This window comes from Streptomyces fulvoviolaceus (genome assembly GCF_000718165.1).
In the GTDB taxonomy this organism is placed as follows: Bacteria; Actinomycetota; Actinomycetes; order Streptomycetales; family Streptomycetaceae; genus Streptomyces; species Streptomyces fulvoviolaceus.
The window spans coordinates 62,900-87,015 of the sequence record NZ_JOEY01000016.1; the positions used below are offsets into that span (position 1 = coordinate 62,900).

Genomic DNA, 24,116 nt, shown 5'->3' on the forward strand with positions numbered 1-24,116 from the left:
CCCTGGTGTAAATGAGATGGAAGTGACCAGTAGGGTCGATTGATAGTTCAAGCACCGCCCGTCGGGCTCCGCTCGGTGCTGTTCCTCAACTGAGCTGGAAGGTCACTTCCGTGTCAACCACCCCACATGGTCCCTCCTCTTCCTCCCACCGCCGCAAGACGCCCCTCTCCCGCCGCGGTGTGATCGGCGCCGCCGGAGCGGTGGCCGCCGGTGCGGCACTGACGCCGGTGGTCTTCGCGGCCACGGAGTCGGACAGTACGGACAACTCCTCGGCGGCTTCCGGTGATTCGGGTACGACGCCGCAGAAGTTCCCGGCCACCCGCACCGAGGCCGCCACCGGCACCGCCGGGACCGCCACCGCCTTCGCCGCCTCCTACGTCGGCGTCCGCTGGACCGGCGCGGCGGACGGCGCCGGGATCAAGTTCACCGACGGCGACGCGGCGGGCTCCTGGAAGCCGGCGGCCGGCGGCTGCGCGACCGTCGAGGGCGGGGGTACGGCCCTGGTGGCGGCCCAGAACGCCACGGGTTACGCCCTGAAGGTCCCGGACGGCGCGGACGCCGTGCGCTCGCTGGCGATCGACACCACCGACGGGTCCGCCCGCACCTTCGAGGTGCCGTCGGAGCCCACCCGCGTGCGTGGCGTCGGCTACCTCTCGCGCCCGGCCTGGGGCGCCGACGAGGCCAAGCGGTACAAGGACGGCAAGGTCAACTCGCCCGAGACGTACTACCCGTTGCAGACGATCACCGTCCACCACACGGACACGCCCAACGCCGACCCCGACCCGGCCGCGACCATCCGCGCGATCTACGAGTACCACGCGGTCACCCTCGACTGGGGCGACATCGGCTACCACTTCCTCATCGACGAGGCCGGCACCGTCTACGAGGGCCGCTACTCCGGCGACGACGTCATCCCCGCCTTCGACACCGACGGCAACCTGGTCACCGCCTTCCACACCGCCGGCTTCAACTCCGGCAACCTCGGCATCGCCCTCCTCGGCAACCTGGTCGACCAGGCTCCGACGGACGCGGCCAAGGCCTCGCTGACCCGTCTGATCAAGGTGATCTCCCGCTTCAAGGGCCTCGACCCGCAGGGGAAGACCACCTTCGTCAACCCGGTCAGCGGCGCGACCAAGGACGTCTCGACGATCAGCGGCCATCGCGACTGGCTGCAGACCGACTGCCCCGGCCAGACGATGTACGACCTCCTCGGCGAGGTCCGGGTGGCCGCGGCCGGCTGACCCGCCGCACACCGAAACTGCCGTACGCCCCGGGTGATGGTGTCCCCGGGGCGCACGGTTTTCTTGTACGTGGTCGTTCTACGGCCGGCTCAGAAGGTCAGCTTCCAGCTGTTGATGTAGCCGGTGTCCGCGCTGTAGACGTCCTGGACCTTGAGCTGCCAGGTGCCGTTGACCGTCGTCTCGCTGGACGCGTCGACCGTGTACGTGGCGTCGACGTTGTCCGTGGAGTCGGAGGAGCTGCTGCTCTTCAGACGGTAGGTCGAGCCGTCGGGGGCGACCAGGTCGATCACCAGGTCACCGCGGTAGGTGTGGACGATGTTGACGTACACCGACAGGTCGCTGGGCGCGCTGCCGGTGAGGCCGCTGACGGTGACCGGCGAGTAGACGGCCGAGCCCGCGTCCGGGATGGACACGTCGGTCGCCGACTCGAAGGCGGTGCCGGTGTCGCCGCCGTCGTCCCCGCCGTCGTCGTCACCGGCCGGGGTGACCTGGAGCAGCAGGTTGGGGCTGCCGGTGCCGACGCTGGTGAGGGTGGACGCGGAGGCCGCCGAGACCAGCGCCGAGGACACCTGGGCGGGCGTGGCGCTCGGGTTCTCGCCCAGGTAGACCGCGGCCGCGCCGGCGACGTGCGGGGACGCCATCGACGTACCCGAAAGGCTCGCGGTGGCGGAGTTGGACGTGTTGTACGTCGAGGTGATGCTCGAACCCGGGGCGAAGAGGTCCAGTACGGAACCGTAGTTGGAGTAACTCGCGCGCGCGTCCGCGCTGGTGGAGGCGCCGACCGTGATCGCCGTGGAGACGCGGGCCGGGGAGTTCGAGGAGGCGGTGGTGTTGTCGTTGCCGGCCGCGACCGCGTAAGTGATGCCCGCGGAGATGGAGTTGGCGACCGCCGCGTCCAGGACGGAGTCCGCGTCGCCGCCGAGCGACATGTTGGCGACCGCCGGGAACTGGGCGTTCTCGGTCACCCAGTCGATGCCCGCGACCACGCCGTCGGTGGTGCCGGAGCCGTCGTCGTCGAGGACGCGGACGGCGACGATGTCGGCGGCCTTGGCGACACCGTAGGTGCTGCTCGCGACCGTGCCGGCGACGTGGGTGCCGTGGCCGTTGCCGTCGTCGGCGGTGGAGTCGTCGTCGACGGCGTCATAGCCGTACGAAGCCCGCCCGCCGAAGTTGGTGTGGGTGATGCGGACGCCCGTGTCGATGATGTACGCCGTGACGCCGCTGCCCGCGCTGGACGGGTAGGTGTACGACGAGTCGAGCGGCAGGTCGGCCTGGTCGATGCGGTCCAGGCCCCAAGTGGCGCCGGTCTGGGTGTCGTTGATGTGGACGGTCTTGTTCTGCGTGACCGAGGCGACGGCGGGGTCGGCGGCGAGCCGCTTGGCCTCGGTCTCGCTCATCTCGGTCGCGTAGCCGTTGAGGGCCTTCTTGTAGGTGCGGGTGACCTCGGCGCCGTAGCCGGTGGCTACGGCCTTGCCCTTGGCGGAGGCGGCCCTCGTGTCGGTCTTGAGGGTGACGATGTAGCTGCCCTTGATGGCACCTGCGGCGTCGGCGCCCTGGATCACGCCCTCGGCGGGCGCGGCGGACGCGGGGGCGGTGGTGGCGGCGCCCACGGCGAACAGTGCGGCGGCGGAGACGAGTGCGGCGAGGGCGCCGCGTCTGCGGCGTGTGGGGGAGTGCTGCACGAACATGGGGGAGTTACCCCTCTCGGGATACGTGCACGGACGGGGCTGCGGGGGGTGGCCGGTCCTTGTGCGCATACGGTGGCTGTTTTGAAGAGGCCACGTCAATAGAGGGGAATCCCTACGCCGGGGTGGCGGCGGGGTGTTTCTCGCCCCCGCCGCCCCTTCCCGTCCCGTCCCTGGGGGCTGCCGCCCCCAGACCCCCGCTTCGGCCTGAACGGCCTCGTCCTCAAACGCCGGACGGGCTAAAAGATCAAGCCCCGGCCGGGAAAATTCAGCCCGTCCGGCAAATTCAGCCCCTCCGGCGTTTGAGGAGCGGGGGTCCGGGGGCGGAGCCCCCGGGGACGGGACGGGAAGGGGCGGCGGGGGCGAAAAAAACCGGCCCGCGAAGACCGTCCGCCCGCCGACTACCCTGGAGGGTCGATCGTCCCCCTTGTCAGGAGAGAAATGGCCGTCAACCTGGTCAATGTCGAGAACGTCAGCAAGGTGTACGGCACCCGCGCCCTGCTGGACGGTGTTTCCCTCGGCGTCTCCGAAGGGGACAGGATCGGCGTCGTCGGCCGCAACGGCGACGGCAAGACGACCCTGATCCGCATGCTCGCCAAGCTGGAGGAGGCCGACACCGGCCGCGTCACCCACTCCGGAGGACTCCGCACCGGCGTCCTCACCCAGCACGACTCCCTCGACCCGACCGCCACCGTCCGGCACGAGGTCATCCGGGACATGGCGGACCACGAGTGGGCCGGCAACGCCAAGATCAGGGACGTACTCACCGGACTGTTCGGCGGGCTGGACCTGCCCGGCTTCCCGCAGGGACTCGACACCGTCATCGCCCCCCTCTCCGGCGGCGAGCGCAGGCGCATCGCCCTCGCCAAGCTGCTCATCGAGGAACAGGACCTGATCGTCCTCGACGAGCCCACCAACCACCTTGACGTGGAGGGCATCGCCTGGCTCGCGAAGCACCTGCGCGAGCGTCGCTCCGCGCTCGTCTGCGTCACGCACGACCGGTGGTTCCTCGACCAGGTCTGCACGAGCATGTGGGACGTGCAGAAGGGCGACGTCTACGAGTACGAGGGCGGCTACTCCGACTACGTCTTCGCCCGCGCCGAACGCGAGCGCATCGCCGCCACCGAGGAGACCAAGCGGCAGAACCTCGTCCGCAAGGAGCTGGCCTGGCTGCGCCGCGGCGCGCCCGCCCGTACCTCCAAGCCGCGCTTCCGCGTCGAGGCCGCCAACGAGCTCATCGCGGACGTACCGCCGCCCCGGGACAGCAGCGAGCTGATGAAGTTCGCCTCCTCGCGGCTCGGCAAGACCGTCTTCGACCTCGAGGACATCACCGTCCAGGCCGGACCCAAGGTGCTGCTCAAGCACGTGACCTGGCAGCTCGGCCCCGGCGACCGCATCGGCCTCGTCGGTGTCAACGGCGCCGGCAAGACCTCCCTGCTGCGGGCCATGGCGGAGGCCTGGCGGACGGAGGGCGAGACACAGCCCGTCGGCGGGCGGGTCGCCGTGGGCAAGACGGTCAAGCTCGCCTACCTCTCCCAGGAGGTCGCCGAGCTCAACCCGAACCTGCGGGTCCTGGAAGCCGTCCAGCAGGTGCGCGAGCGCGTCGATCTCGGCAAGGGGCGCGAGATGACCGCCGGGCAGCTGTGCGAGACGTTCGGGTTCAACAAGGAGAAGCAGTGGACGCCGGTCGGCGACCTGTCCGGCGGTGAGCGGCGGCGGCTGCAGCTGCTGCGGCTCCTCATGGACGAGCCGAACGTCCTCTTCCTCGACGAGCCCACCAACGACCTCGACATCGAGACCCTGACCCAGCTGGAGGACGTCCTCGACAGCTGGCCCGGCTCGATGATCGTCATCTCCCACGACCGGTTCTTCGTCGAGCGGACCACCGACCGCGTGCTCGCCCTCCTCGGCGACGCCACCCTGCGGATGCTGCCGCGCGGCATCGACGAGTACCTGGAGCGGCGCCGGCGCATGGAGGAGGCCGTGGCCGCGTCGGCTCCGGTCGCCGTGAAGGCCGTACCGGAGAAGAGCGCCGCCGATGCGCGCGCCGCCAAGAAGGAGCTCCAGAAGATCGAGCGGCAGCTCGACAAGATCTCCGAGAAGGAGACCAAGCTGCACGCGCGGATCGCCGAGAACGCCACGGACTTCGCCAAGGTCGCCGAACTCGACGCCGAACTGCGGGACTTGGCCGGCGAGCGGGACGAACTGGAACTGCGCTGGCTGGAACTCGCCGAGGACGCGTGAACACTGACCACTCAACCGCGCAGCCGCTGTCGGGCGCGGAGAGGAAGTCCCATGCTCGGCCGGTGATCCTGGTCTCGGTTGTCGTGGCGATCGCGCTGGTCATCGGGGGCGGCATCTGGTCCACGTCCTCCTCCGGTGCCGACACCAGGAAGGCCGACACCGCGAGCGCCGGCGGCGGCACGGACGACAAAGGCGGCGACAGCGGCGGCGCAGTGCAGAAGGCGAGCACCGTCTCCAAGGTCCTCTTCCGGGTCCCAGCGCCCGCGGTCGAGAACGTCGGCACCGTCTCCACCACCGGCTCCTGGCTCACCGACACGGTGTACGCCAAGACCGGCATCGCCGAGATCGTCGGCTACGACCCCGACAACGGCACCGAGCTGTGGACGATCAAGCTGCCCGGCCCGGTGTGCCAGGGCAGCGACCACGTCACGGACGACAACAGGACGGCGATCACCTACCAGCCGGCGATGCCGACCGAGGAGACGCCGTCGTACGGCTGCAGCCGGATCGCGGCGATCGACCTCGACGCCGGCCGGAAGCTGTGGACCAGGACCGTCGACTCCGGTGACGGGCCGATCAGTTTCGGCAACGTCACCGTCGGCGCGGGCACGGTCGCCGTGGGCGGCACCGGCGGCGGCGCTGCCCTCGACCTTGCCTCCGGCGAGCAGTTGTGGGCCCCGAAGCCGTCCGACACCTGCTACGACGCCGGTTACGGCGGTGGCCCCAAGCTGGTCGCGGTGCGCGTGTGCGGGACGTCCGGCGTGCGGGAGATCCACGTCCAGACCGTCGATCCGACGTCCGGGAAGGTGATCTCCGCTTACGAGATGCCCGCCGGCCTCGGCTTTGGCCGCCTGGTGTCGACCGACCCGCTGGTCGTCGGCGGCGCCTCGGACCTCTTCTCGATCGACAACAGGACCGGCAGACTGCGCGCTCGTATCCCGGCGGCCGACGGCCGGTACGTGGTCGGCGACGACCGGATCTATCTGCCGACCGAGGAGCACGACGGGACCAACGAGATCGTCGCGATCGACCTCGTCACCGGGAAGCGGATCGGCCGCCGGGCCGACGCGGGTGACGGATACACGCTCTTGCCGCTGCGGATGGCGGGCACGAAACTGATCGCCTACAAGCGTCCGTCGTACGACAGGGGCGGGCAGGGCGGGCAGATCGTGAGCATCGACGGCGGCACGTTCAAGGAGACCGTGCTGCTGGAGAACCTCGGCCCGCTTCCGGACGACTCCGAGATTCTGTACGCGCGGGGGAACCTGTACGTGTCCGCGGCGTACGCCGGTGAGGCGTACCTGGCCGTCGCCTTCGGTGCGAGCTGAGTGCGGCCCCGTCCCTGTTCAGGGGTGGGGGCGTGCGCGTACCGCTCATCACCCTCGAATGAGAGGAAAACCAGAAATTCCGTCGATCCGGGGCAGTTCTCACCAGTAGGGGAAGCGCAACGTCGAACAAGCGTGTAGCTTCCGGGGGCATGAAGGGCGGGGGAGCCGGGAGGGGGCCTTCTGTCCGTGCGGATCAGTGGGCATGTGGGCATCCGTAGTGGGGCATCCACCGGGGCATCCACGCGGATCCATTGGGGGGACTGGGGGGTTGCTCGATGGGAGTGCGGCTCATGGTGGTCGACGACCACCGACTGCTCGCCGAGGCTTTGGCCTCGGCGCTGAAACTGCGCGGGCACCGGGTGCTCGCCGCGGCGGCGCCTGCCGCGGGGGCGGCGGAGCTGGTGATCAGCCGGGCGCCGGAGGTGTGCCTGCTGGGTACGGCTACGCCTGCCGAGCCGGGGATGTTCGACCCGGTGGTGAAGATCAAGCGCGAGCGTCCGCAGGTGGCGGTGCTGGTGCTGGGGCCGGTGCCGAGTCCTCGGGGGATCGCGGCGGCGTTCGCCGCGGGGGCCTCCGGCTATGTGCGCCACGACGAGCGCATCGAGGGGGTCGAGCGGGCGATCATGAAGGCCCGGGCGGGGGAGGCAGCGGTGGCGCCGCAGCTGCTGCAGGGGGCGTTCAGTGAGCTCCTGAACCCGGCGGCCCAGCCCGATGACGAGGGGCAGCGGCTGTTGCAGATGCTCACACCCCGCGAGGTGGAGGTGCTGGTCCGGGTGGCCGACGGCGAGGACACGCGGCTGATCGCGGCGGGGATGGGGATAGCTCCGTCCACGGCTCGGACCCATGTCCAGCGGGTGTTGATGAAGCTGGGCGTGGGGTCACGGCTGGAGGCGGCGGCGCTGGCGGCGCGGACGGGGCTGTTGGACCGGGCCGGGCCCGTGCCGCATGCGTCTCCTGAGACGGGTGCGGGGCCGGAGCTGTAGGAGCTCCGGCCCCGTCGGGCTGTCGCCCTGCGTTATTCGGCAGGCTTCTCGTCCGCCCCGACGTCCGGCGTGGGCGGCACCGTGGGCCGCAGCTTCAGCCAGACCAGGAAGAAGATGCCGAGGAGCAGCATCCCCAGGCCGGTCCAGAGGTTGATGTTGACGCCCTCGGACTTGTCGAGGGAGGCGTCGGAGGGGTTGATACCGGCGATCGTGACGATGACGCCGTAGAGGACGAACAGGCCGCCGATGATGCGGCGCAGGTCGAAGATGCGGGCCGCGGTGGTGGACTTCGCCTGCAGCTCGGTGACTTCCCGCTGGACGTCGTCCTCGGAGTATCCGGAGTGCTCAGACATGGTTCCTCAATCCTCCCCGGATCAGAACGAGAACGGGATGTAGCAGGCGGCGGCCAGGATCACGGCGCCCCAGCCCAGCAGGGCGGGCCTGCGGTACCAGGCGTCGTCGCCGGCGGCGGGCGGCTCGGACATGCCGGGGGAGCGGGTGCCGTAGACCAGGCCTTCCAGCTCCTCGGCCGGCTTCGGGGCGGTGAACAGGGATACGACGACCATGACCACCGCGCCGGCCACGAAGCCCGCGATCGCCGACACGAAGTTGGCGCCCTGGTCGGAGGGGATGTCGATGATGCCCTGCTTGTAGATCCAGAAGTAGTTCACCATCGCGGTCACGGTGCCGGCGAGCAGACCCCAGAAGCCGGACTTCGCGGACGCGCGCTTCCAGAACATGCCGACGATGAAGACGACGAACATCGGCACGTTGAAGAAGGAGAACAGCGTCTGCAGGTAGCTCATGATGTTCGAGAAGGACGAGGCGAGGAACGCCGTGCCCACCGACGCCGCCACGCCGATCACCGTGATCAGGCGGCCGAAGCGGACGTAGTACTCGTCCTCTCGGCCCTTGACCACATAGCGGGCCCAGATGTCGTTGGTGAACACCGTGTTGAAGGACGACACGTTGGCCGCCATGCCCGCCATGAAGGCGGCCAGGAGGCCCGTCACCGCGATGCCCAGAACGCCGTTGGGCAGCAACTGCTCCATCAGGTACGGGATCGCGTCGTTGTACTGGAGGTCGGAGCCCGCGGTGCCGATCTTCGGCACCAGCACCGCCGCCACCAGGCCCGGGATCATCACCAGGAAGACGATGAAGATCTTCGGGAACGCGGCGATCAGGGGGGTGCGCTGGGCCGCGCTGAGGTTCTTCGCGGACAGGGCGCGCTGCACCTCCGCGAAGTTCGTCGTCCAGTAGCCGAAGGACAGCACGAAGCCGAGGCCCAGGACGATCGTCAGCCAGTTCGCGCCCAGCGGGTTGACGCTGCCGATGCCCGTGCCGCCCCACGCGGTGGTGAAGTCGGCGCCGTGCGTCTTCGTCAACGAGTCCGTCAGGCCGTCCCAGCCGCCGACCTTCTTCAGGCCGAGCACGACGATCGGGATGAGGGCCGCCAGGATCACGAAGAACTGGAGGACCTCGTTGTAGATCGCGGAGGACAGACCGCCGAGGGTGATGTAGGCCAGCACGAAGGCGCCGGCGACGACGATCGCCACCCACTGCGGCCAGCCCAGCAGTGCCTCCACGACGATCGCGAGGGCGTAGAGGTTCACGCCGGCGATCAGGATGGCGGCGAAGGCGAACAGGGCCGAGCTGAGCAGGTGTGCCCACTTGTCGAAGCGCAGGAGCAGCATCTCGGGGACCGAGCGCACCTTGCTGCCGTAGTAGAAGGGCATCATCACCAGGCCCAGGAAGACCATGGCCGGGATGGCGCCGATCCAGTACCAGTGCACGGTGTACGCGCCGTACTGCGCGCTGTTGGCGGCCATGCCCAGGATCTCGGTGGCGGCCAGGTTGGCCGAGATGAACGCGAGACCGGTGATCCAGGCCGGCAGGGAGCGGCCGGAGAGGAAGAAGTCGAGGCTGGTCTTCACCGAGCGCCGGGCCGCGAAGCCGATGCCGAGGACCACTACGAAGTAGATGCCGAGGATCGTGTAGTCGAGCCAGTTCGTGGGGAGCCGTAGCTCGGCTGCCAGATATGTGGGGGTTTGCATAAGTACTCGCTTCGTCGCGTGAACTGATCCGTAGCGGAACCTACGCCTCCGCGTTTAGTTGTTGAACACTTCCGATGGTGCTCTTTGTTGGATTGTGATGTGGACGATTGGGGGGAGTCGTGTTCTAATGTGTTTGGTTCTGTTTGATGATTGAGTGGCTCGAATAGGAGTCCGCAGTGAAGAAGACCTCGACCCGGCTGGCCGACGGTCGTGAGCTCATCTACTACGACCTGCGTGACGACGCGGTGCGGGAGGCCGTCGACCGGCGTCCGCTCGATCGGACCGTGACGACGTCCGAGGTTCGACGGGATCCGCTGCTCGGCGACTCCGTGGCCATCGCCTCGCACCGGCAGGGGCGGACCTACCATCCGCCGGCCGACGAGTGCCCGCTGTGCCCGTCGCAGGGTGACCGCCTGAGCGAGATCCCCGACTCGTGGTACGACGCCGTGGTCTTCGAGAACCGCTTCCCCTCGCTGGCCGGTGACTCGGGCCGCTGCGAGGTCGTCTGCTTCACCTCCGACCACAACGCCGCCTTCGCCCAGCTGACGGAGGAGCAGGCGCGTCTCGTGCTCGACGCGTGGACCGACCGCACCTCGGAGCTGTCGCATCTCCCCTCCGTCGAGCAGGTGTTCTGTTTCGAGAACCGGGGCGCCGAGATCGGCGTGACGCTGGGCCACCCGCACGGCCAGATCTACGCTTACCCGTTCACCACGCCGCGCACCGCGCTCATGCTCCGTTCTGTCGCAACTCATAAGGAGGCGACGGGAGGTGAGAACCTCTTCGACGCTGTCCTGGAGCGCGAACTCGCCGATGAGCGGGTCGTCCTGGAGAGCGAGCACTGGGTCGCCTTCGTGCCGTACGCGGCGCACTGGCCGTACGAGGTGCACCTGTACCCGAAGCACCGGGTGCCGGATCTGCTGGGTCTCGACGAGGACGCCCGCACAGAGTTCCCCAAGGTCTATCTGGAACTCTTGAGGCGCTTCGACCGGATCTTCGGCGAAGGTGAACCGCCGACGCCCTACATCGCCGCCTGGCACCAGGCGCCGTTCGGTGCGCTGGAGGAGTTCGAGGGCGTCAACCGCGACGACTTCGCGCTCCACCTCGAGCTTTTCACCATCCGCCGTACGTCCGGCAAGCTGAAGTTCCTCGCGGGCTCCGAGTCCGGCATGAACGTGTTCATCAACGACATCCGGCCGGAGGCCGCAGCACAGCGACTGCGAGAGGTAGCGAGTTCATGAGCAGCGGGAAGTACCTGGTCACGGGTGGTGCGGGGTACGTCGGCAGTGTGGTCGCCCAGCATCTGCTGGAGGCGGGGCACGAGGTCGTCGTCCTCGACAACCTCACCACCGGCTTCCGTGAGGGGGTTCCGGCCGGGGCGACCTTCATCGAGGGCGACATCCGTGACGCCGCCAAGTGGCTGGACGCGTCCTTCGACGGGGTGCTGCACTTCGCCGCCTCCTCGCAGGTCGGTGAGTCGGTCGTGAAGCCCGAGAAGTACTGGGACAACAACGTCGGCGGCACCATGGCCCTGCTGGGTGCCATGCGCGAGGCCGGCGTCCGCAGGCTCGTCTTCTCCTCCACTGCGGCCACGTACGGCGAGCCGAAGGAGGTCCCGATCGTCGAGTCGGCGCCGACCTCCCCGACCAACCCGTACGGCGCCACGAAGCTCGCCGTGGACCACATGATCACGGGCGAGGCGGCGGCCCACGGCCTCGGCGCGGTCTCGCTGCGCTACTTCAACGTGGCGGGCGCGTACGGCAAGCAGGGTGAGCGCCACGACCCCGAGTCGCACCTCATCCCGCTGGTCCTGCAGGTCGCGCAGGGCAGGCGCGAGGCCATCTCGGTCTACGGCGACGACTACCCGACGCCGGACGGCACCTGCGTCCGCGACTACATCCACGTCGCCGACCTGGCGGACGCGCATCTGCTGGCGCTGAAGGCCGCGGTTTCGGGTGAGCACCTGATCTGCAACCTCGGCAACGGCGAGGGCTTCTCGGTCCGTCAGGTCATCGAGACCGTCCGACAGGTCACCGGCCACCCGATCCCCGAGGTCATGGCCCCGCGCCGCGGTGGCGACCCGGCGGTCCTGGTGGCCTCCGCGCAGACCGCCCGCGAGAAGCTGGGCTGGAACCCGACCCGCGCGGACCTCGCGGGGATCGTCGCGGACGCGTGGGAGTTCGCGCAGAACATCTCTAGGGAGCAGTAGTGGCACAGCAGGTGCGGGACGGTTTCGTGGAGCTCTACGGAACCGCGCCCGAGGGTGTCTGGTCGGCGCCGGGCCGCGTCAACCTCATCGGTGAGCACACCGACTACAACGACGGCTTCGTGATGCCCTTCGCCCTGCCGCACACCGCGGTCGCGGCGGTCTCGCGCCGTGAGGACGGCGTCCTGCGCCTGCACTCGGCGGACGTCGAGGGCGGTGTCGTGGAGCTGCGGGTCGACGACCTGACCCCGGGGTCGGACCGGAACTGGACGGCGTACCCGGCGGGTGTCGTCTGGGCCCTGCGCGAGGCCGGCCACCCCGTCACCGGCGCCGACGTCCACCTCGCCTCGACGGTCCCGTCCGGCGCGGGCCTGTCGTCGTCGGCGGCGCTGGAGGTCGTGATCGCGCTCGCGCTGAACGACCTGTTCTCGCTGGGCCTGCCGGGCTGGCAGCTGGCCCGTCTGTGCCAGCGCGCCGAGAACGTCTACGTCGGCGCCCCCACCGGGATCATGGACCAGACGGCGTCCGCCTGCTGCGAGACCGGCCACGCCCTGTTCCTCGACACCCGGGACCTGTCCCAGAAGCAGATCCCCTTCGACCTGGCGGCGGAAGGCATGCGCCTGTTGGTCGTCGACACCCAGGTCAAGCACTCCCACAGTGAGGGCGAGTACGGCAAGCGCCGCGCGGGCTGCGAGAAGGGCGCGGCGCTGCTCGGCGTGGACGCGCTGCGGGATGTCGCTTACGGCGATCTCGACGCGGCGCTGGCCCGCCTGGGCGACGAGGAGGAGGTCGTCCGCCTGGTCCGCCACGTCGTCACGGAGGACGAGCGCGTGGAGAAGGTCGTCGCCCTGCTGGAGGCGGGCGACACCCGCGCGATCGGCCCGGTCCTGGTGGCGGGCCACGCGTCCCTGCGGGACGACTTCCGCATCTCGTGCCCGGAGCTGGACCTGGTGGTGGACACGGCCCTCGCGTCCGGCGCACTGGGCGCCCGCATGACCGGCGGCGGCTTCGGCGGCTCGGCGATCGTGCTGGCGGAGACGGCCGACGTGGAGACGATCACGAAGGCGGTCGAGGAGGCGTTCGCCGCCGCCGGGTTCACCGCGCCCCGGGTCTTCGAGGCGGTGCCCTCGGCGGGGGCGCGGCGCCTGAACTGACCCTCGCGGTCGGCTGCTTCAGCCCTGTGCCCCTGGCGGGTACAGGGCTGACGGTTGTTCCACCCGGCTTGAAGCCCCGCACGACCGGAGTCGCCGGGATGACCGGGCCCTCCTCCCTCGCCGCCGTCCGGAAGCCGTACGACACCGTCGCCGCCGACCACTTCGCACAGGTCGACCCGCCGGCGGAACGGGATCCACTGGAGCGGGTGGCACTGACCGGGCCCGGCCACCGGGGGCGGACGTACGCCCTGACCGGCCCCGAGCCGGTGACGGCCCGGCAGCAGGTCGAGGCCGTCGCGGCGGCGCTCGGGCGGGAGGCGCCCTTCGCCGAGATCGGCAGGCAGGAGGCCCACGCCCACATGGCCGCGGGTTTCGGCGCCGAAGCCGCGGACGCGGTGCTCGACGTCACGGGCGGCGACGTCAACGACGAACCGCTGAGGGTGCGCGACACGGTTGCGCAGGTCACCGGCACCCCGGCCCGGCCGTTCCGGCAGTGGGCCGCGGAGAACGCCCCCGCCTTCAGCCGAACCGCTTCACCAACGTGTACTCCGTGATCCCCGGCGGATAGTCGGGAATCACGCACACCACCTCATACCCCTGCTTCTTGTAGAACTCCGGGGCCTGGAAGTCCCAGGTCTCCAGGCGTGCGGCCGTGCAGCCGCGCCCCTCGCGTGCCACGCGCTCCGCCTGTGCGAGCAATCGCGAACCCAGACCCGATCCCCGGTGGCGTTCGTCGACCCAGAGATAGATCACGTGCAGCCACGTCGTCCAGGTGTGGCCGACGAGTCCGCCCGCAAGATCCCCGGCCGGGTCCAACGCCCATACCTGGAGCGGAAGTTCCCGTTCACCAGGGGTTCCGCGCAGGGCGCGCAGGATCGGGGAGGCCGCCGTGTTGGTGTCCCGGAGGCGGGTGCGGAGCAGATTGTGCCGGGCTTTGTCGACTTCTGTCTCCAGACGAAACATGCGGCTCACCATAAACGCACCGGACAGCCAGTTCTGCAAATAACCTTCCGCTCCTGCCCCCCGGCCGTACCCTGATGAACAGCACCGGTGGGGGCCGGTGCTGATCAGGGGGCGAGACAGTCGGGTACGGCGCCCGAAGTGGGGGTAGCAGTTCTTGCACGGCGGCGGCCGTGCGGCCATCGTGCTTCGGACGTCGTACCTGCGCCGATGTCTGCTCCCGCCGACGAGGTATCCCCTGCTCTTCGAGAGCTTGGGGAAGGGGGTTTCGTGGTTCGCATCCGAGTCCTGGTCGTCGACGACCATCGCATCTTCGCCGAGTCGCTCGCCGCAGCACTGGCGGCCGAGCCCGACGTGGAGGTCTCCGCGGCCGGCAGCGGTCCCGCCGCGCTGCGCAGTCTGGAGCGCGCGGCCGCCGAGGGGCGTCGGTTCGACGTGCTGCTCGTCGACGCTGATCTGGGCGGCAACGTGCAGGGCATACGGCCTGCCGTGCCTGTTCAGGACAGCAATGAGGACGGGCTGGTCGACGGTATTTCGCTGGTGGTCGGGGTCCGTACGGCACAGCCGGCGGTACGGATCGTCGTGCTCGCCGAGAAGGACGACCCGCGGCGGGCCGCGCTCGCCCTGCAGGCCGGCGCTTCCGGCTGGGTCGCCAAGGACTGCTCGCTGTCCCGGCTGTTGACCGTCATTCGTGGGGTGCTGCGCGACGAGACCCATCTGCCGCCCGCCCTGCTCACGGGCGTGCTCAGGGAGCTCACCGCCGCTCGCAAGCACCGCACCGAGAGCGAGCGGCTGGTCGAGTCCCTCACACCGAGGGAACGGGAAGTGCTGCGCTGCATGGTCGCGGGGCTGGGGCGGAAGGCCGTCGCCGAGAGGCTGTTCCTCTCTCCGCACACCGTCCGCACCCACATGCAGAACGTCCTCGGCAAGCTGGGGGTCCACTCGACCCTCGCCGCCGTCGCCCTCGCACGTCGTGCGGGCGTCGGGCCCGTCGACCTAGCCGGGGATGTTGTCGAACGGGGCGGTCAACTGGCGTAGCAGCCCGGCCAGTTCACCGCGCTGGGCGCGGGACAGCTCGGCGAGGATCGCCCGCTCCTGGTCCAGCAGACCGGCCAGGGCCAGGTCCGCGCGGTCCTGGCCCTCGTCCGTGAGCCGGACCAGCACACCGCGTCGGTCGCTCGGGTCGGGCAGCCGCTCCACCAGGCCCTTCTTGGCCAGGCGGTCGATGCGGTTCGTCATCGTGCCCGAGGTGACCAGAGTCTGCGTCAGCAGCTGTCCGGGGGAGAGCTGATACGGCGTTCCCGCGCGCCTGAGCGCCGTCAGGACGTCGAACTCCCAGGGCTCCAGGTTGTGCTCGGCGAAGGCCAGTCGGCGTGCCCGGTCCAGGTGCCGGGCCAGTCGACTCACCCGGCTGAGCACCTCGAGCGGTTCCACGTCGAGGTCCGGGCGCTCCCGGCGCCATGCTGCGACCAGCCGATCGACCTCGTCCTCCATGACGATCAGTGTAGTGGTTGTGTCGATGTGAAGTCTCTTGATGTGAAGTCTCTTGACGTCAAGATAAAAGCAGGAGGAAGGTGAGAGGCATGACCTCACCGACCTGGGACCCCGCCCAGTACCTGCGCCACGCCGACCACCGCGCCCGCCCCTTCGCGGACCTGCTCGCCCGCATCCCGGACCTCCCTGCCGACCCACCCCGCATCGCCGACCTCGGCTGCGGCCCCGGCAACGTCACGGTCTTCCTCGCCGAACGCTGGCCCGCCGCCCACATCACCGGGTTCGACAACTCCGCCGAGATGCTCGACAAGGCCCACGTCGACCACGCGGGCCCCACCCCGGGCGGCGGCCGCCTCGACTTCGCCCACGCCGACGTACGCACCTGGGCGCCCGCACAGCCGTACGACCTCATCGTCAGCAATGCCACGCTGCAGTGGGTGCCGGGGCACGTGGAGCGGTTCCCGGAATGGGTCGCGGGGCTCGTCGCAGGTGGCACCTTCGCCTTCCAGGTGCCCGGCAACTTCGACTCCCCGAGCCATCGGCTGATGCGCGAACTCGCCCACTCCGCCGGGCTCGACGACATCCTGCGCCACGACGACGCGGTGCTCACGCCCACGGCCTACCTGGAGAGGCTCGCCGACCTCGGCTGCGCGGTCGACGCGTGGGAGACGACGTACGTCCATCTGCTGACCGGCGAGGACCCGGTGTTCGACTGGGTGAAGGGGACGGGCCTGCGACCGGTCCTCACCGCGCTCGCCGACGACCCGGAGGCACGCGAGGGCTTCCTCGACGAGTATCGCGCCGCCCTGCGCAAGGCCTATCCGGCCGCCGCGTACGGCACGGCCTTCCCGTTCCGCCGCATCTTCGCCGTCGCCCGCAAGAAGGCGTGATGATCACCGCCGTCGACCATGTGCAGCTCGCCGCGCCGCCGGGCTCCGAGGACCGGCTGCGGACGTACTACGCCGGCGTCCTCGGCATGACCGAGATCCCCAAGCCGCCGGTGCTCGCGGCGCGGGGAGGCTGCTGGTTCCAGGCGGGGATCGTGCAGCTCCGTCTGGGGATCGAGAAGGACTTCACGCCCGCGAAGAAGGCCCACCCCGGGCTGCGGGTCACGGGTGTCGAGGCGTACGCCGCCCGGCTGGAGGCGGCTGGGGCTTCCGTCGTCTGGGACGGGGACCTGCCGGGGCACAAGCGGTTCTACTCCTACGACCCCGTCGGCAACCGGCTGGAGTTCCTGGAGCCGACCGGCTGAGTCGGAACGGACACGGCACCCGTGACGGGTCAGGCCTTCCGGCGCCCTATCAAGTGCGGCTTCGCCTCCAGGCCGTCCAGGCCGTGCCACGCCAGGTTCACCAGATGGGCCGCGACCTCCGCCTTCTTCGGGCGGCGTACGTCCAGCCACCACTGGCCGGTCAGGGCGACCATGCCGACCAGGGCCTGGGCGTAGAGGGGAGCCAGCTTGGGGTCGAAGCCTCGGCTCTTGAACTCGCGGCCCAGGATGTCCTCCACCTGGGTGGCGATGTCCGAGATCAGGGACGCGAAGGAGCCCGTAGACGTGGGGATGGGGGAGTCGCGGACGAGGATCCGGAAGCCGTCCGTGTACTCCTCGATGTAGTCGAAGAACGCGAAGGCCGCCTGTTCGAGCAGTTCCCGGGGGTGGCCAGCGGTCAGCGAGCTCGTCACCATGTCCAGCAGGCGGCTCATCTCGCGGTCCACCACCACCGCGTACAGGCCCTCCTTACCGCCGAAGTGCTCGTACACCACCGGCTTGGACACCCCGGCCTTCGCCGCGATCTCCTCCACCGACGTGCCCTCGAAGCCCTTCGAGGCGAAGAGGGTGCGACCGATCTCCAGCAGCTGGGCTCGGCGCTCGGCGCCGGTCATCCGGGTGCGCCGGGCGCGCCGCGGCTTCTCATTGCTCGGGGTGCTGCTCGGATCGGTCGCCACGGCGTCAATCATGCCGCCTCGGCCGTCTCCTTCTGGTGCCCGGAGCCGTCCTGGTCCGTGTTCCGGCGGGAATCGATACGCGAGCGTGACGGCCAGCGCACGTCATAGGCCCATCCGAGCATCTCGAACCAGCGGATGAACCGCGCCGAGGAGTCGATCTGACCCCGCTCCACACCGTGCCGCGCCGAGGTCGGGTCGGCGTGGTGCAGGTTGTGCCAGGACTCACCGCAGGACAGCACCGCCAGCCACCACACGTTGCCCGAACGGTCCCGCGACTTGAACGGCCGCTTGCCGACCGCGTGGCAGATCGAGTTGATCGACCAGGTCACGTGGTGCAGCATGCACACCCGGACGAGAGAGCCCCAGAAGAAGCCGGTGAAGGCGCCCCACCAGGACATCGTCACCAGACCCCCGATCACCGCCGGCAGGGTGAGGGACAGCATTGCCCACCAGATGAACTGGCGGGAGATCGCCCGGATCGCCCTGTCCTTGATCAGATCCGGCGCGTACTTGTCCTGCGGCGTCTGCTCCTCGTCGAACATCCAGCCGATGTGCGCCCACCACAGGCCCTTCAGCAGCGCCGGAAGCGTCTCCCCGAAACGCCACGGCGAATGCGGGTCGCCCTCCGCGTCGGAGAACTTGTGGTGCTTGCGGTGGTCGGCCACCCAGCGCACCAGCGGGCCCTCGACCGCCATCGATCCCATGATCGCCAGCGCGATCCGGAGCGGTCGCCTGGCCTTGAAGGAACCGTGGGTGAAGTAGCGGTGGAAACCGATCGTGATGCCGTGGCAGCCGAGGAAGTAGAAGAAGACGAGAAGGCCGAGGTCCAGCCAGCTCACGCCCCAGCCCCACGCCAGCGGCACCGCGGCGAGCACCGCGAGGAACGGGACGATGATGAAGACGAGAAGCGTGATCTGCTCGATCGAGCGTTTCTGCTCACCGCCCAGCGTGGCGGAGGGAATGGCAGCTGCGTCGGTCGCCTTCGGGGCGTCTTCGATCACATCGGGGGTTGTGGTCATGGGCGTCCCCTGTGGGGTTCGAGGGTTGAGAAATGTGCTGGGCTGCAGGAACTGTTCCCTGGTTCCGTTACAACGGTCCCTACGGTTCCGTAACCTACGGCGTCGTAAGTATGGCAGTGCGCCGCCCGGCGGCAAGAGCCCGAGAGTCTGCGCGTCCGCATGGACACCTATCCTTGGAGTCGGTCGGACAGCGCGGTCCGCTCTGATTTCTTCCCGGATGTCCGGACCCGTAAGCGGCCCTCGCCGCACGACCGCCGTCCGGGTTCCCTCCCAGAGAGTTTCCACACTGCAAGGAGCCGCACCTGTGAGCAGTGCCGACGACCAGACCACCACGACCGGCAGCGAGCTGCGAGCCGACATCAGGCGACTGGGCGACCTCCTCGGCGAGACCCTCGTCCGCCAGGAGGGTCCCGAGCTGCTCGAGCTGGTCGAGAAGGTCCGCCGCCTCACCCGGGAGGACGGCGAGGCCGCCGCCGAGCTGCTGCGCGGCACCGAGCTGGAGACCGCGGCCAAGCTGGTCCGCGCCTTCTCCACCTACTTCCACCTGGCCAACGTCACCGAGCAGGTCCACCGCGGCCGCGAACTGCGCGCCCGGCGCGCCGCCGAGGGCGGCCTCCTGGCCCGTACGGCCGACCGCCTCAAGGACGCCGACCCCGAGCACCTGCGTCAGTCCGTCGCCAACCTCAACGTCCGCCCGGTGTTCACGGCCCACCCGACGGAGGCCGCGCGCCGCTCGGTGCTGAACAAGCTCCGCCGTATCGCCGCGCTCCTCGAGACCCCCGTCATCGAGGCCGACCGCCGCCGCTACGACACCCGCCTGGCCGAGAACATCGACCTGGTGTGGCAGACCGACGAGCTCCGTGTCGTACGCCCGGAACCGGCCGACGAGGCCCGCAACGCCATCTACTACCTGGACGAGCTGCACGCGGGCGCCGTGGGCGACGTTCTCGAGGACCTCACCGCCGAGCTGGAGCGCGTCGGCGTCACGCTCCCCGACGACACCCGCCCCCTCACCTTCGGCACCTGGATCGGCGGCGACCGCGACGGCAACCCGAACGTCACCCCGCAGGTGACCTGGGACGTCCTGATCCTGCAGCACGAGCACGGCATCAACGACGCCCTCGAGCTGATCGACGAGCTGCGCGGCTTCCTGTCCAACTCCATCCGCTACACCGGCGCCACCGAGCAGCTCCTGGAGTCCCTGCAGGCCGACCTGGAGCGCCTCCCGGAGATCAGCCCCCGCTACAAGCGGCTGAACGCCGAGGAGCCCTACCGGCTCAAGGCCACCTGCATTCGGCAGAAGCTCGAGAACACCAAGACGCGCCTCGCCAAGGGCATCCCGCACGAGGACGGCCGCGACTACCTCGGCACCGCCGAGCTGCTCCAGGACCTGACCCTCATCCAGACCTCGTTGCGCGAGCACCGCGGCGGCCTCTTCGCCGACGGCCGGATGAACCGCACCATCCGCACGCTGTCCGCGTTCGGCCTCCAGCTCGCCACCATGGACGTACGCGAGCACGCGGACGCCCACCACCACGCCCTCGGCCAGCTCTTCGACCGCCTCGGCGAGGAGTCCTGGCGGTATGTGGACATGCCCCGCGAGTACCGCGGCAAGCTGCTCGCCAAGGAGCTGCGGTCCCGCCGTCCCCTCGGCCCGACCCCGGCGCCCGTCGACGCGGCCGGCGAGAAGACCCTCGGCGTCTTCCAGACCGTGAAGCGGGCCCTGGAGGTCTTCGGACCCGAGGTCATCGAGTCGTACATCATCTCGATGTGCCAGGGCGCCGACGACGTCTTCGCGGCGGCCGTGCTGGCCCGCGAGGCCGGTCTCCTCGACCTGCACGCCGGCTGGGCCAAGATCGGCATCGTGCCGCTCCTGGAGACCACCGACGAGCTCAAGGCCGCCGACACGATCCTGGAGGACATGCTCTCCGACCCGTCGTACCGCAGGCTCGTGGCCCTGCGCGGGGACGTCCAGGAGGTCATGCTCGGCTACTCCGACTCGTCGAAGTTCGGCGGCATCACCACCAGCCAGTGGGAGATCCACCGGGCGCAGCGCCGCCTGCGTGACGTCGCCCACCGCTACGGCGTACGCCTGCGTCTCTTCCACGGCCGCGGCGGCACCGTCGGCCGCGGCGGCGGCCCCTCGCACGACGCGATCCTCGCCCAGCCCTGGGGCACCCTGGAGGGCGAGATCAAGGTGACCGAGCAGGGCGAGGTCATCTCCGACAAGTACCTCGTGCCGTCCCTGGCCAGGGAGAACCTGGAGCTCACGGTCGCGGCCACCCTCCAGGCCTCCGCCCTGCACACCTCCCCCCGCCAGTCCGACGAGGCGCTGGCCCGCTGGGACGCGGCGATGGACGCAGTCAGCGACGCCGCCCACGACGCCTACCGCAGGCTCGTCGAGGACCCGGACCTGCCGACGTACTTCCTCGCGTCGACGCCGGTGGACCAGCTCGCCGATCTGCACCTCGGCTCACGGCCCTCGCGCCGCCCCGGCTCGGGCGTCTCCCTCGACGGACTGCGCGCCATCCCGTGGGTCTTCGGCTGGACCCAGTCCCGGCAGATCGTGCCCGGCTGGTTCGGCGTCGGCTCCGGTCTGAAGGCGCTGCGCGAGGCGGGCCTGACTGCAACGTTGGGAGGAGAGGGCGTGCTCGACGAGATGCACGAGCAGTGGCACTTCTTCCGGAACTTCGTCTCCAACGTCGAGATGACGCTGGCCAAGACGGACCTGCGGATCGCCGCGCACTACGTCGACACCCTCGTCCCGGACGAGCTGAAGCACGTCTTCGACACGATCAAGGCCGAGCACGAACTGACCGTGCGCGAGGTGCTGCGCATCACCGGCGAGGCCGAACTCCTCGACGCCACCCCGGTACTGCGGCAGACCCTCTCCATCCGCGACGCCTACCTCGACCCGATCTCCTACCTCCAGGTGACGCTCCTGAAGCGCCAGCGCGACGCGGCGGCCGCGGGCGAGGAGCCCGACCCGCTGCTCGCGCGGGCCCTGCTGCTCACGGTCAACGGTGTGGCGGCGGGTCTGCGCAACACCGGCTGACGGTTCGCACGCATACGGCGGTGCCCCCGAGCCTCTCGAGACTCGGGGGCACCGCCTTCTGCTTCCGGTACGTCAGGCCCGGCGCCGCCGGACGACGAGGTAACCGCCGGCGGCCATCAGCGCGGCGGCGACGCCCGCGAGAAGGCCGACGGGGGCGCCGTTGCCGGTCTCGGCGAGGTCACCGGCGGTGCCCTGGGCGGAGGGGGAGGCCTCGGTGGCTCCGGCGGGGTCGGTGCTGGGGGAGGCGGAGGTGCCGGGCGTCTCCGACGTCGTAGAGGAAGAAGGAGACGGCGTGACAGTGCTGTCGCCTCCGCCGTCCTCCTCCTCGCAGTCCGTCCAGAACACCTTGTGCTTGGCGGCGCCGTTCTCGCCGTCGAAGTTCCAGAAGAGCTTGTAGTGGCCGTCGGGCAGCGACAGGTCGTCCGTGCGGCCGTGGCCGTCGGCGTCCAGCGTGATGTCGCCGGACTTCACGGTCTCGCCCTTGACGTCGGCCGTGGGGGCCCAGGCCTCGATGTGCCAGTCGACCTGCTGGACGGCGTCGAAGCCGAACGCGTCGAGGTAGAAGGTGCAGACGTGCGGTTCGTTCTTCCGCAGTTCTTCGCCGGTGGTGGCGTCGTGGATCTTCACAGTGCCGTTGTCACCCGGAGCGGTGGCATGGGCGGAGGGGGCCGCGAGCAGGGCGGTCGCGGCCACGGCGGACACGGCGCCGGCGCGGATGAGGGTACGCATGGGGCAGTCCATCTTCGAGATGTGAAAGGGAAGATGTGGAGGGGGCGGCTCAGCATCCAGCCCGTACTGACACAAGGTCAATCACGAACAGACAACACTCAGGTCCTCCACAGATGTGGAGAACGTCGAAGGATGTCAGATCGTCACGAAAGCGGCAGTGAGCAGTGCCATGCCCGCCCCCGCCATGACCCACGCGCCCCGCGTGCGCCCCAATCCGCCCGCGACGACGACCGACGCGAGCAACAGGGCGCCACCCAGCGGAACCCAGGCATAGAGGATCCCGGCCGGCCCGGAGCGGACGACCTCGTCACTGCTGGGCTTCACCACGACCGTGTAGGTCTGGCCCTTCCTCACCGCGACCGTCTTCTCGATGACGACGGTGTCGCGGGCCTTGGACCCCTGGGAGATCGGTGTATAGGGCCCGGTGCACGTGTCGTCCCCGCACCGCGTCACCTCGATCGTGCCGCTCTCCCGGCCCTTCGTCAGCATCACGTGCTGCGCGGTACCCCACGACGCCCACACACCCGCGATCAGGATCAGTGCCGCGACCGTGCCCATCGTCGCGAGCCGCCCGAAACGGAGTGCGGCGACCGAGGCCTGGCGGGAGGTGAGGGCTGTGGCAGGCATGGCGGGGATCATTGGCCATGCCCGGACAGCCAGTCAACTCGGCCCCGGCCGACCGCCGGACAAGTCAGGAGTTGTACGTGCTTTGCGCCCGCTCCAGGCCCTCGATCACCAGAGCCTCCGCGGCATCCGCCGCCCGGTCCACGAAGTAGTCCAGCTCCTTGCGCTCCGCCGACGCGAAGTCTTTCAGCACGAAGTCCGCGACCTGCATACGACCCGGAGGCCGCCCGATCCCGAACCGCACGCGGTGATAGTCCGCGCCGAACGCCTTCGTCATCGACTTCAGCCCGTTGTGACCGTTGTCCCCGCCGCCGAGCTTGAGACGGAGCGTGCCGTAGTCGATGTCGAGCTCGTCGTGGATGGCGACGATGTTCGCCACGGGCACCTTGTAGAAGTCCTTGAGCGCGTTCACCGGACCGCCCGACAGGTTCATGAACGACATCGGCTTGGCCAGGATGACGCGCCGGTTCGCCGGCCCGGGGGGACCGATGCGGCCCTCGATCACCTGCGCCTGCGCCTTGCCGGCCCGCTTGAACCGGCCGCCCATCCGCTCCGCCAGCAGGTCGGCGACCATGAAGCCGACGTTGTGCCGGTTCGCCGCGTACTCGGGCCCGGGGTTGCCGAGCCCCACGATCAGCCAGGGGGCATTGGCGTCGGTCGTCACGTCCGTGTCTCCCATGTGTCCTTGATACGCGCCGACCGCCGCTCCTGAGGGGAGCGGCGGCCGACGATGGAGATTCTGAGGGAAATCAGACCTCGGTGGCCTCGGCCTCGGCCTCCGCGGGGGCCTCCTCGGCCTGGGCGGCCAGGACCTGGAGGACGACCGCGTCCTCGTCGATGACCAGGGTGGTGCCGGCCGGGAGGGGGATGTCCTTGGCGAGGATGGAGGCGCCGGCCTCCAGGCCCGCGATGGAGACGGTGACCGACTCGGGGATGTGAGTCGCCTCGGCCTCGACCGTCAGCGTGCTCAGCACGTGCTCGAGCAGGTAGGCGCCCGGGGCCAGCTCGCCCTCGGTGTGGACGTAGACCTCGACGGTGACCTTCTCGCCGCGCTTCACGGTGAGCAGGTCGACGTGCTCGAGGAAGCCCTTGATGGCGTCGCGCTGGACGGCCTTCGGGATCGCCAGCTCGGTCCGGCCCTCGATGTCCAGGGTGAGCAGGACGTTCGGGGTGCGCAGGGCGAGCTGCAGCTCGTGGCCCGGCAGCGTGATGTGGACGGGGTCGGCGCCGTGGCCGTAGACAACGGCGGGAACCTTGCTCTCGCGGCGGATGCGGCGGGCGGCGCCCTTGCCGAACTCGGTGCGGGTCTCGGCGGTGAGCTTGACGTCGGCCATGGTCACTCCTCGTAGATCAGTTGGGGAAGGTGGTCACCCGGCCGAACATCGGCCTGCTACGA

General features: G+C 69.8%; 22 protein-coding genes and 1 pseudogene. 12 read left to right on the forward strand and 11 right to left on the reverse strand.

Annotation, left to right across the window (positions count from 1 at the left end; genetic code table 11):
- Nucleotides 1-110 precede the first annotated feature (110 nt).
- The gene (locus IG08_RS0118560; protein WP_030603283.1) at nucleotides 111-1,241 is read left to right on the forward strand and encodes an N-acetylmuramoyl-L-alanine amidase; all 1,131 of its coding nucleotides are present in this window, start codon (nucleotides 111-113) and stop codon (nucleotides 1,239-1,241) included.
- A gap of 89 nt (nucleotides 1,242-1,330) precedes the next feature.
- Here the strand turns inward: IG08_RS0118560 and IG08_RS0118565 are convergent, their stop codons facing one another.
- A complete protein-coding gene (locus IG08_RS0118565) occupies nucleotides 1,331-2,929 on the reverse strand; it encodes a S8 family peptidase (RefSeq protein ID WP_030603285.1) in 1,599 nt (532 codons plus the stop codon).
- Between the two features lie 438 nt (nucleotides 2,930-3,367).
- Between IG08_RS0118565 and IG08_RS0118570 the strand changes: the two genes are divergently transcribed.
- The 3 genes from IG08_RS0118570 to IG08_RS0118580 all read left to right on the forward strand — a co-directional run bounded on the left by IG08_RS0118570 (nucleotide 3,368) and on the right by IG08_RS0118580 (nucleotide 7,481).
- Nucleotides 3,368-5,170, forward strand: a complete 1,803-nt coding sequence (locus tag IG08_RS0118570) for an ABC-F family ATP-binding cassette domain-containing protein (RefSeq protein ID WP_030603287.1) — start codon at nucleotides 3,368-3,370, stop codon at nucleotides 5,168-5,170.
- On the forward strand, nucleotides 5,167-6,498 hold the full coding sequence (locus tag IG08_RS0118575; RefSeq protein ID WP_052424775.1) for an outer membrane protein assembly factor BamB family protein: 1,332 nt from the start codon (nucleotides 5,167-5,169) through the stop codon (nucleotides 6,496-6,498). Before IG08_RS0118570 ends, IG08_RS0118575 begins: the two co-directional genes overlap by 4 nt.
- Nucleotides 6,499-6,773: 275 nt before the next feature.
- Nucleotides 6,774-7,481 (forward strand): helix-turn-helix transcriptional regulator, encoded by a 708-nt coding sequence (locus tag IG08_RS0118580; RefSeq protein ID WP_030603290.1) that lies wholly within the window; start codon nucleotides 6,774-6,776, stop codon nucleotides 7,479-7,481.
- A 32-nt stretch (nucleotides 7,482-7,513) separates the two neighbouring features.
- On the opposite strand, the gene IG08_RS0118585 is transcribed toward IG08_RS0118580, so the two are convergent.
- Both IG08_RS0118585 and IG08_RS0118590 read right to left on the reverse strand, forming a co-directional pair.
- Nucleotides 7,514-7,834 carry a hypothetical protein gene (locus IG08_RS0118585; protein ID WP_030603293.1) on the reverse strand — a complete coding sequence of 107 codons (321 nt, stop codon included), beginning with the start codon at nucleotides 7,832-7,834 and terminating at the stop codon, nucleotides 7,514-7,516.
- Nucleotides 7,835-7,855: 21 nt separating this feature from the next.
- On the reverse strand, nucleotides 7,856-9,535 hold the full coding sequence (locus IG08_RS0118590; RefSeq protein ID WP_030603296.1) for a sodium:solute symporter family protein: 1,680 nt from the start codon (nucleotides 9,533-9,535) through the stop codon (nucleotides 7,856-7,858).
- A 176-nt stretch (nucleotides 9,536-9,711) separates the two neighbouring features.
- Between IG08_RS0118590 and galT the strand changes: the two genes are divergently transcribed.
- The 4 genes and pseudogenes from galT to IG08_RS0118610 all read left to right on the forward strand — a co-directional run.
- Complete coding sequence (galT, locus tag IG08_RS0118595) at nucleotides 9,712-10,773, forward strand: galactose-1-phosphate uridylyltransferase (RefSeq protein ID WP_030603298.1); 1,062 nt, start codon at nucleotides 9,712-9,714, stop codon at nucleotides 10,771-10,773.
- A complete protein-coding gene (galE, locus tag IG08_RS0118600) occupies nucleotides 10,770-11,741 on the forward strand; it encodes a UDP-glucose 4-epimerase GalE (protein ID WP_030603301.1) in 972 nt (323 codons plus the stop codon). Before galT ends, galE begins: the two co-directional genes overlap by 4 nt.
- Nucleotides 11,741-12,892 carry a galactokinase gene (galK, locus tag IG08_RS0118605; protein ID WP_030603304.1) on the forward strand — a complete coding sequence of 384 codons (1,152 nt, stop codon included), beginning with the start codon at nucleotides 11,741-11,743 and terminating at the stop codon, nucleotides 12,890-12,892. The genes galE and galK overlap by 1 nt, the downstream gene beginning before the upstream one ends.
- A 125-nt stretch (nucleotides 12,893-13,017) precedes the next feature.
- Nucleotides 13,018-13,446, forward strand: a pseudogene (locus IG08_RS0118610) (capsule biosynthesis protein CapD); the annotation flags it as partial.
- Here IG08_RS0118610 and IG08_RS0118615 read toward each other — a convergent pair.
- Complete coding sequence (locus tag IG08_RS0118615) at nucleotides 13,412-13,867, reverse strand: GNAT family N-acetyltransferase (protein ID WP_030603318.1); 456 nt, start codon at nucleotides 13,865-13,867, stop codon at nucleotides 13,412-13,414. The pseudogene IG08_RS0118610 and the gene IG08_RS0118615 sit on opposite strands and share 35 nt — an antisense overlap.
- Nucleotides 13,868-14,122: 255 nt before the next feature.
- Between IG08_RS0118615 and IG08_RS0118620 the strand changes: the two genes are divergently transcribed.
- Nucleotides 14,123-14,890, forward strand: a complete 768-nt coding sequence (locus tag IG08_RS0118620) for a LuxR C-terminal-related transcriptional regulator (protein WP_030603321.1) — start codon at nucleotides 14,123-14,125, stop codon at nucleotides 14,888-14,890.
- On the opposite strand, the gene tamR is transcribed toward IG08_RS0118620, so the two are convergent.
- The gene (gene tamR, locus IG08_RS0118625) at nucleotides 14,849-15,346 is read right to left on the reverse strand and encodes a MarR family transcriptional regulator TamR (RefSeq protein WP_030603324.1); all 498 of its coding nucleotides are present in this window, start codon (nucleotides 15,344-15,346) and stop codon (nucleotides 14,849-14,851) included. The genes IG08_RS0118620 and tamR overlap by 42 nt on opposite strands.
- A gap of 89 nt (nucleotides 15,347-15,435) precedes the next feature.
- Here tamR and IG08_RS0118630 point away from each other — a divergent pair, with 89 nt between their 5' ends.
- On the forward strand, nucleotides 15,436-16,236 hold the full coding sequence (locus tag IG08_RS0118630) for a trans-aconitate 2-methyltransferase (protein ID WP_030603327.1): 801 nt from the start codon (nucleotides 15,436-15,438) through the stop codon (nucleotides 16,234-16,236).
- Nucleotides 16,236-16,598 carry a VOC family protein gene (locus tag IG08_RS0118635; RefSeq protein ID WP_030603331.1) on the forward strand — a complete coding sequence of 121 codons (363 nt, stop codon included), beginning with the start codon at nucleotides 16,236-16,238 and terminating at the stop codon, nucleotides 16,596-16,598. Before IG08_RS0118630 ends, IG08_RS0118635 begins: the two co-directional genes overlap by 1 nt.
- A 29-nt stretch (nucleotides 16,599-16,627) precedes the next feature.
- Here IG08_RS0118635 and IG08_RS0118640 read toward each other — a convergent pair whose 3' ends face one another.
- Entirely contained in the window at nucleotides 16,628-17,305 is a 678-nt protein-coding gene (locus IG08_RS0118640; protein WP_030603333.1) for a TetR/AcrR family transcriptional regulator, read from the reverse strand.
- Entirely contained in the window at nucleotides 17,302-18,312 is a 1,011-nt protein-coding gene (locus IG08_RS0118645) for an acyl-CoA desaturase (RefSeq protein ID WP_030603336.1), read from the reverse strand. Before IG08_RS0118645 ends, IG08_RS0118640 begins: the two co-directional genes overlap by 4 nt.
- A 304-nt stretch (nucleotides 18,313-18,616) precedes the next feature.
- Here IG08_RS0118645 and ppc point away from each other — a divergent pair, with 304 nt between their 5' ends.
- A complete protein-coding gene (ppc, locus tag IG08_RS0118650; RefSeq protein WP_030603339.1) occupies nucleotides 18,617-21,367 on the forward strand; it encodes a phosphoenolpyruvate carboxylase in 2,751 nt (916 codons plus the stop codon).
- Between the two features lie 72 nt (nucleotides 21,368-21,439).
- On the opposite strand, the gene IG08_RS0118655 is transcribed toward ppc, so the two are convergent.
- From IG08_RS0118655 to IG08_RS0118670, 4 genes are all read right to left on the reverse strand, one after another.
- A complete protein-coding gene (locus IG08_RS0118655; RefSeq protein ID WP_030603342.1) occupies nucleotides 21,440-22,096 on the reverse strand; it encodes an LPXTG cell wall anchor domain-containing protein in 657 nt (218 codons plus the stop codon).
- Nucleotides 22,097-22,231: 135 nt separating this feature from the next.
- Entirely contained in the window at nucleotides 22,232-22,735 is a 504-nt protein-coding gene (locus tag IG08_RS0118660) for a hypothetical protein (RefSeq protein WP_030603344.1), read from the reverse strand.
- 52 nt (nucleotides 22,736-22,787) lie between these two features.
- Nucleotides 22,788-23,399, reverse strand: a complete 612-nt coding sequence (gene pth / locus IG08_RS0118665) for an aminoacyl-tRNA hydrolase (RefSeq protein WP_030603347.1) — start codon at nucleotides 23,397-23,399, stop codon at nucleotides 22,788-22,790.
- Nucleotides 23,400-23,469: 70 nt separating this feature from the next.
- Entirely contained in the window at nucleotides 23,470-24,054 is a 585-nt protein-coding gene (locus tag IG08_RS0118670; protein WP_030603350.1) for a 50S ribosomal protein L25/general stress protein Ctc, read from the reverse strand.
- Nucleotides 24,055-24,116 lie beyond the last annotated feature (62 nt).

Excerpts from the sequence above, each read along its gene's own strand:
- IG08_RS0118585 (WP_030603293.1), bottom strand. The coding sequence starts at position 7,834 with ATGTCTGAGCACTCCGGATACTCCGAGGACGACGTCCAGCGGGAAGTC.
- IG08_RS0118630 (WP_030603327.1), top strand. The coding sequence starts at position 15,436 with ATGACCTCACCGACCTGGGACCCCGCCCAGTACCTGCGCCACGCCGAC.
- galE (WP_030603301.1), top strand. The coding sequence starts at position 10,770 with ATGAGCAGCGGGAAGTACCTGGTCACGGGTGGTGCGGGGTACGTCGGC.
- IG08_RS0118640 (WP_030603333.1), bottom strand. The coding sequence starts at position 17,305 with ATGATTGACGCCGTGGCGACCGATCCGAGCAGCACCCCGAGCAATGAG.
- IG08_RS0118570 (WP_030603287.1), top strand. The coding sequence starts at position 3,368 with ATGGCCGTCAACCTGGTCAATGTCGAGAACGTCAGCAAGGTGTACGGC.
- IG08_RS0118670 (WP_030603350.1), bottom strand. The coding sequence starts at position 24,054 with ATGGCCGACGTCAAGCTCACCGCCGAGACCCGCACCGAGTTCGGCAAG.
- IG08_RS0118635 (WP_030603331.1), top strand. The coding sequence starts at position 16,236 with ATGATCACCGCCGTCGACCATGTGCAGCTCGCCGCGCCGCCGGGCTCC.
- IG08_RS0118565 (WP_030603285.1), bottom strand. The coding sequence starts at position 2,929 with ATGTTCGTGCAGCACTCCCCCACACGCCGCAGACGCGGCGCCCTCGCC.
- IG08_RS0118645 (WP_030603336.1), bottom strand. The coding sequence starts at position 18,312 with ATGACCACAACCCCCGATGTGATCGAAGACGCCCCGAAGGCGACCGAC.
- IG08_RS0118655 (WP_030603342.1), bottom strand. The coding sequence starts at position 22,096 with ATGCGTACCCTCATCCGCGCCGGCGCCGTGTCCGCCGTGGCCGCGACC.
- IG08_RS0118660 (WP_030603344.1), bottom strand. The coding sequence starts at position 22,735 with ATGATCCCCGCCATGCCTGCCACAGCCCTCACCTCCCGCCAGGCCTCG.
- IG08_RS0118590 (WP_030603296.1), bottom strand. The coding sequence starts at position 9,535 with ATGCAAACCCCCACATATCTGGCAGCCGAGCTACGGCTCCCCACGAAC.
- tamR (WP_030603324.1), bottom strand. The coding sequence starts at position 15,346 with ATGGAGGACGAGGTCGATCGGCTGGTCGCAGCATGGCGCCGGGAGCGC.
- IG08_RS0118580 (WP_030603290.1), top strand. The coding sequence starts at position 6,774 with ATGGGAGTGCGGCTCATGGTGGTCGACGACCACCGACTGCTCGCCGAG.
- IG08_RS0118615 (WP_030603318.1), bottom strand. The coding sequence starts at position 13,867 with ATGGTGAGCCGCATGTTTCGTCTGGAGACAGAAGTCGACAAAGCCCGG.
- pth (WP_030603347.1), bottom strand. The coding sequence starts at position 23,399 with ATGGGAGACACGGACGTGACGACCGACGCCAATGCCCCCTGGCTGATC.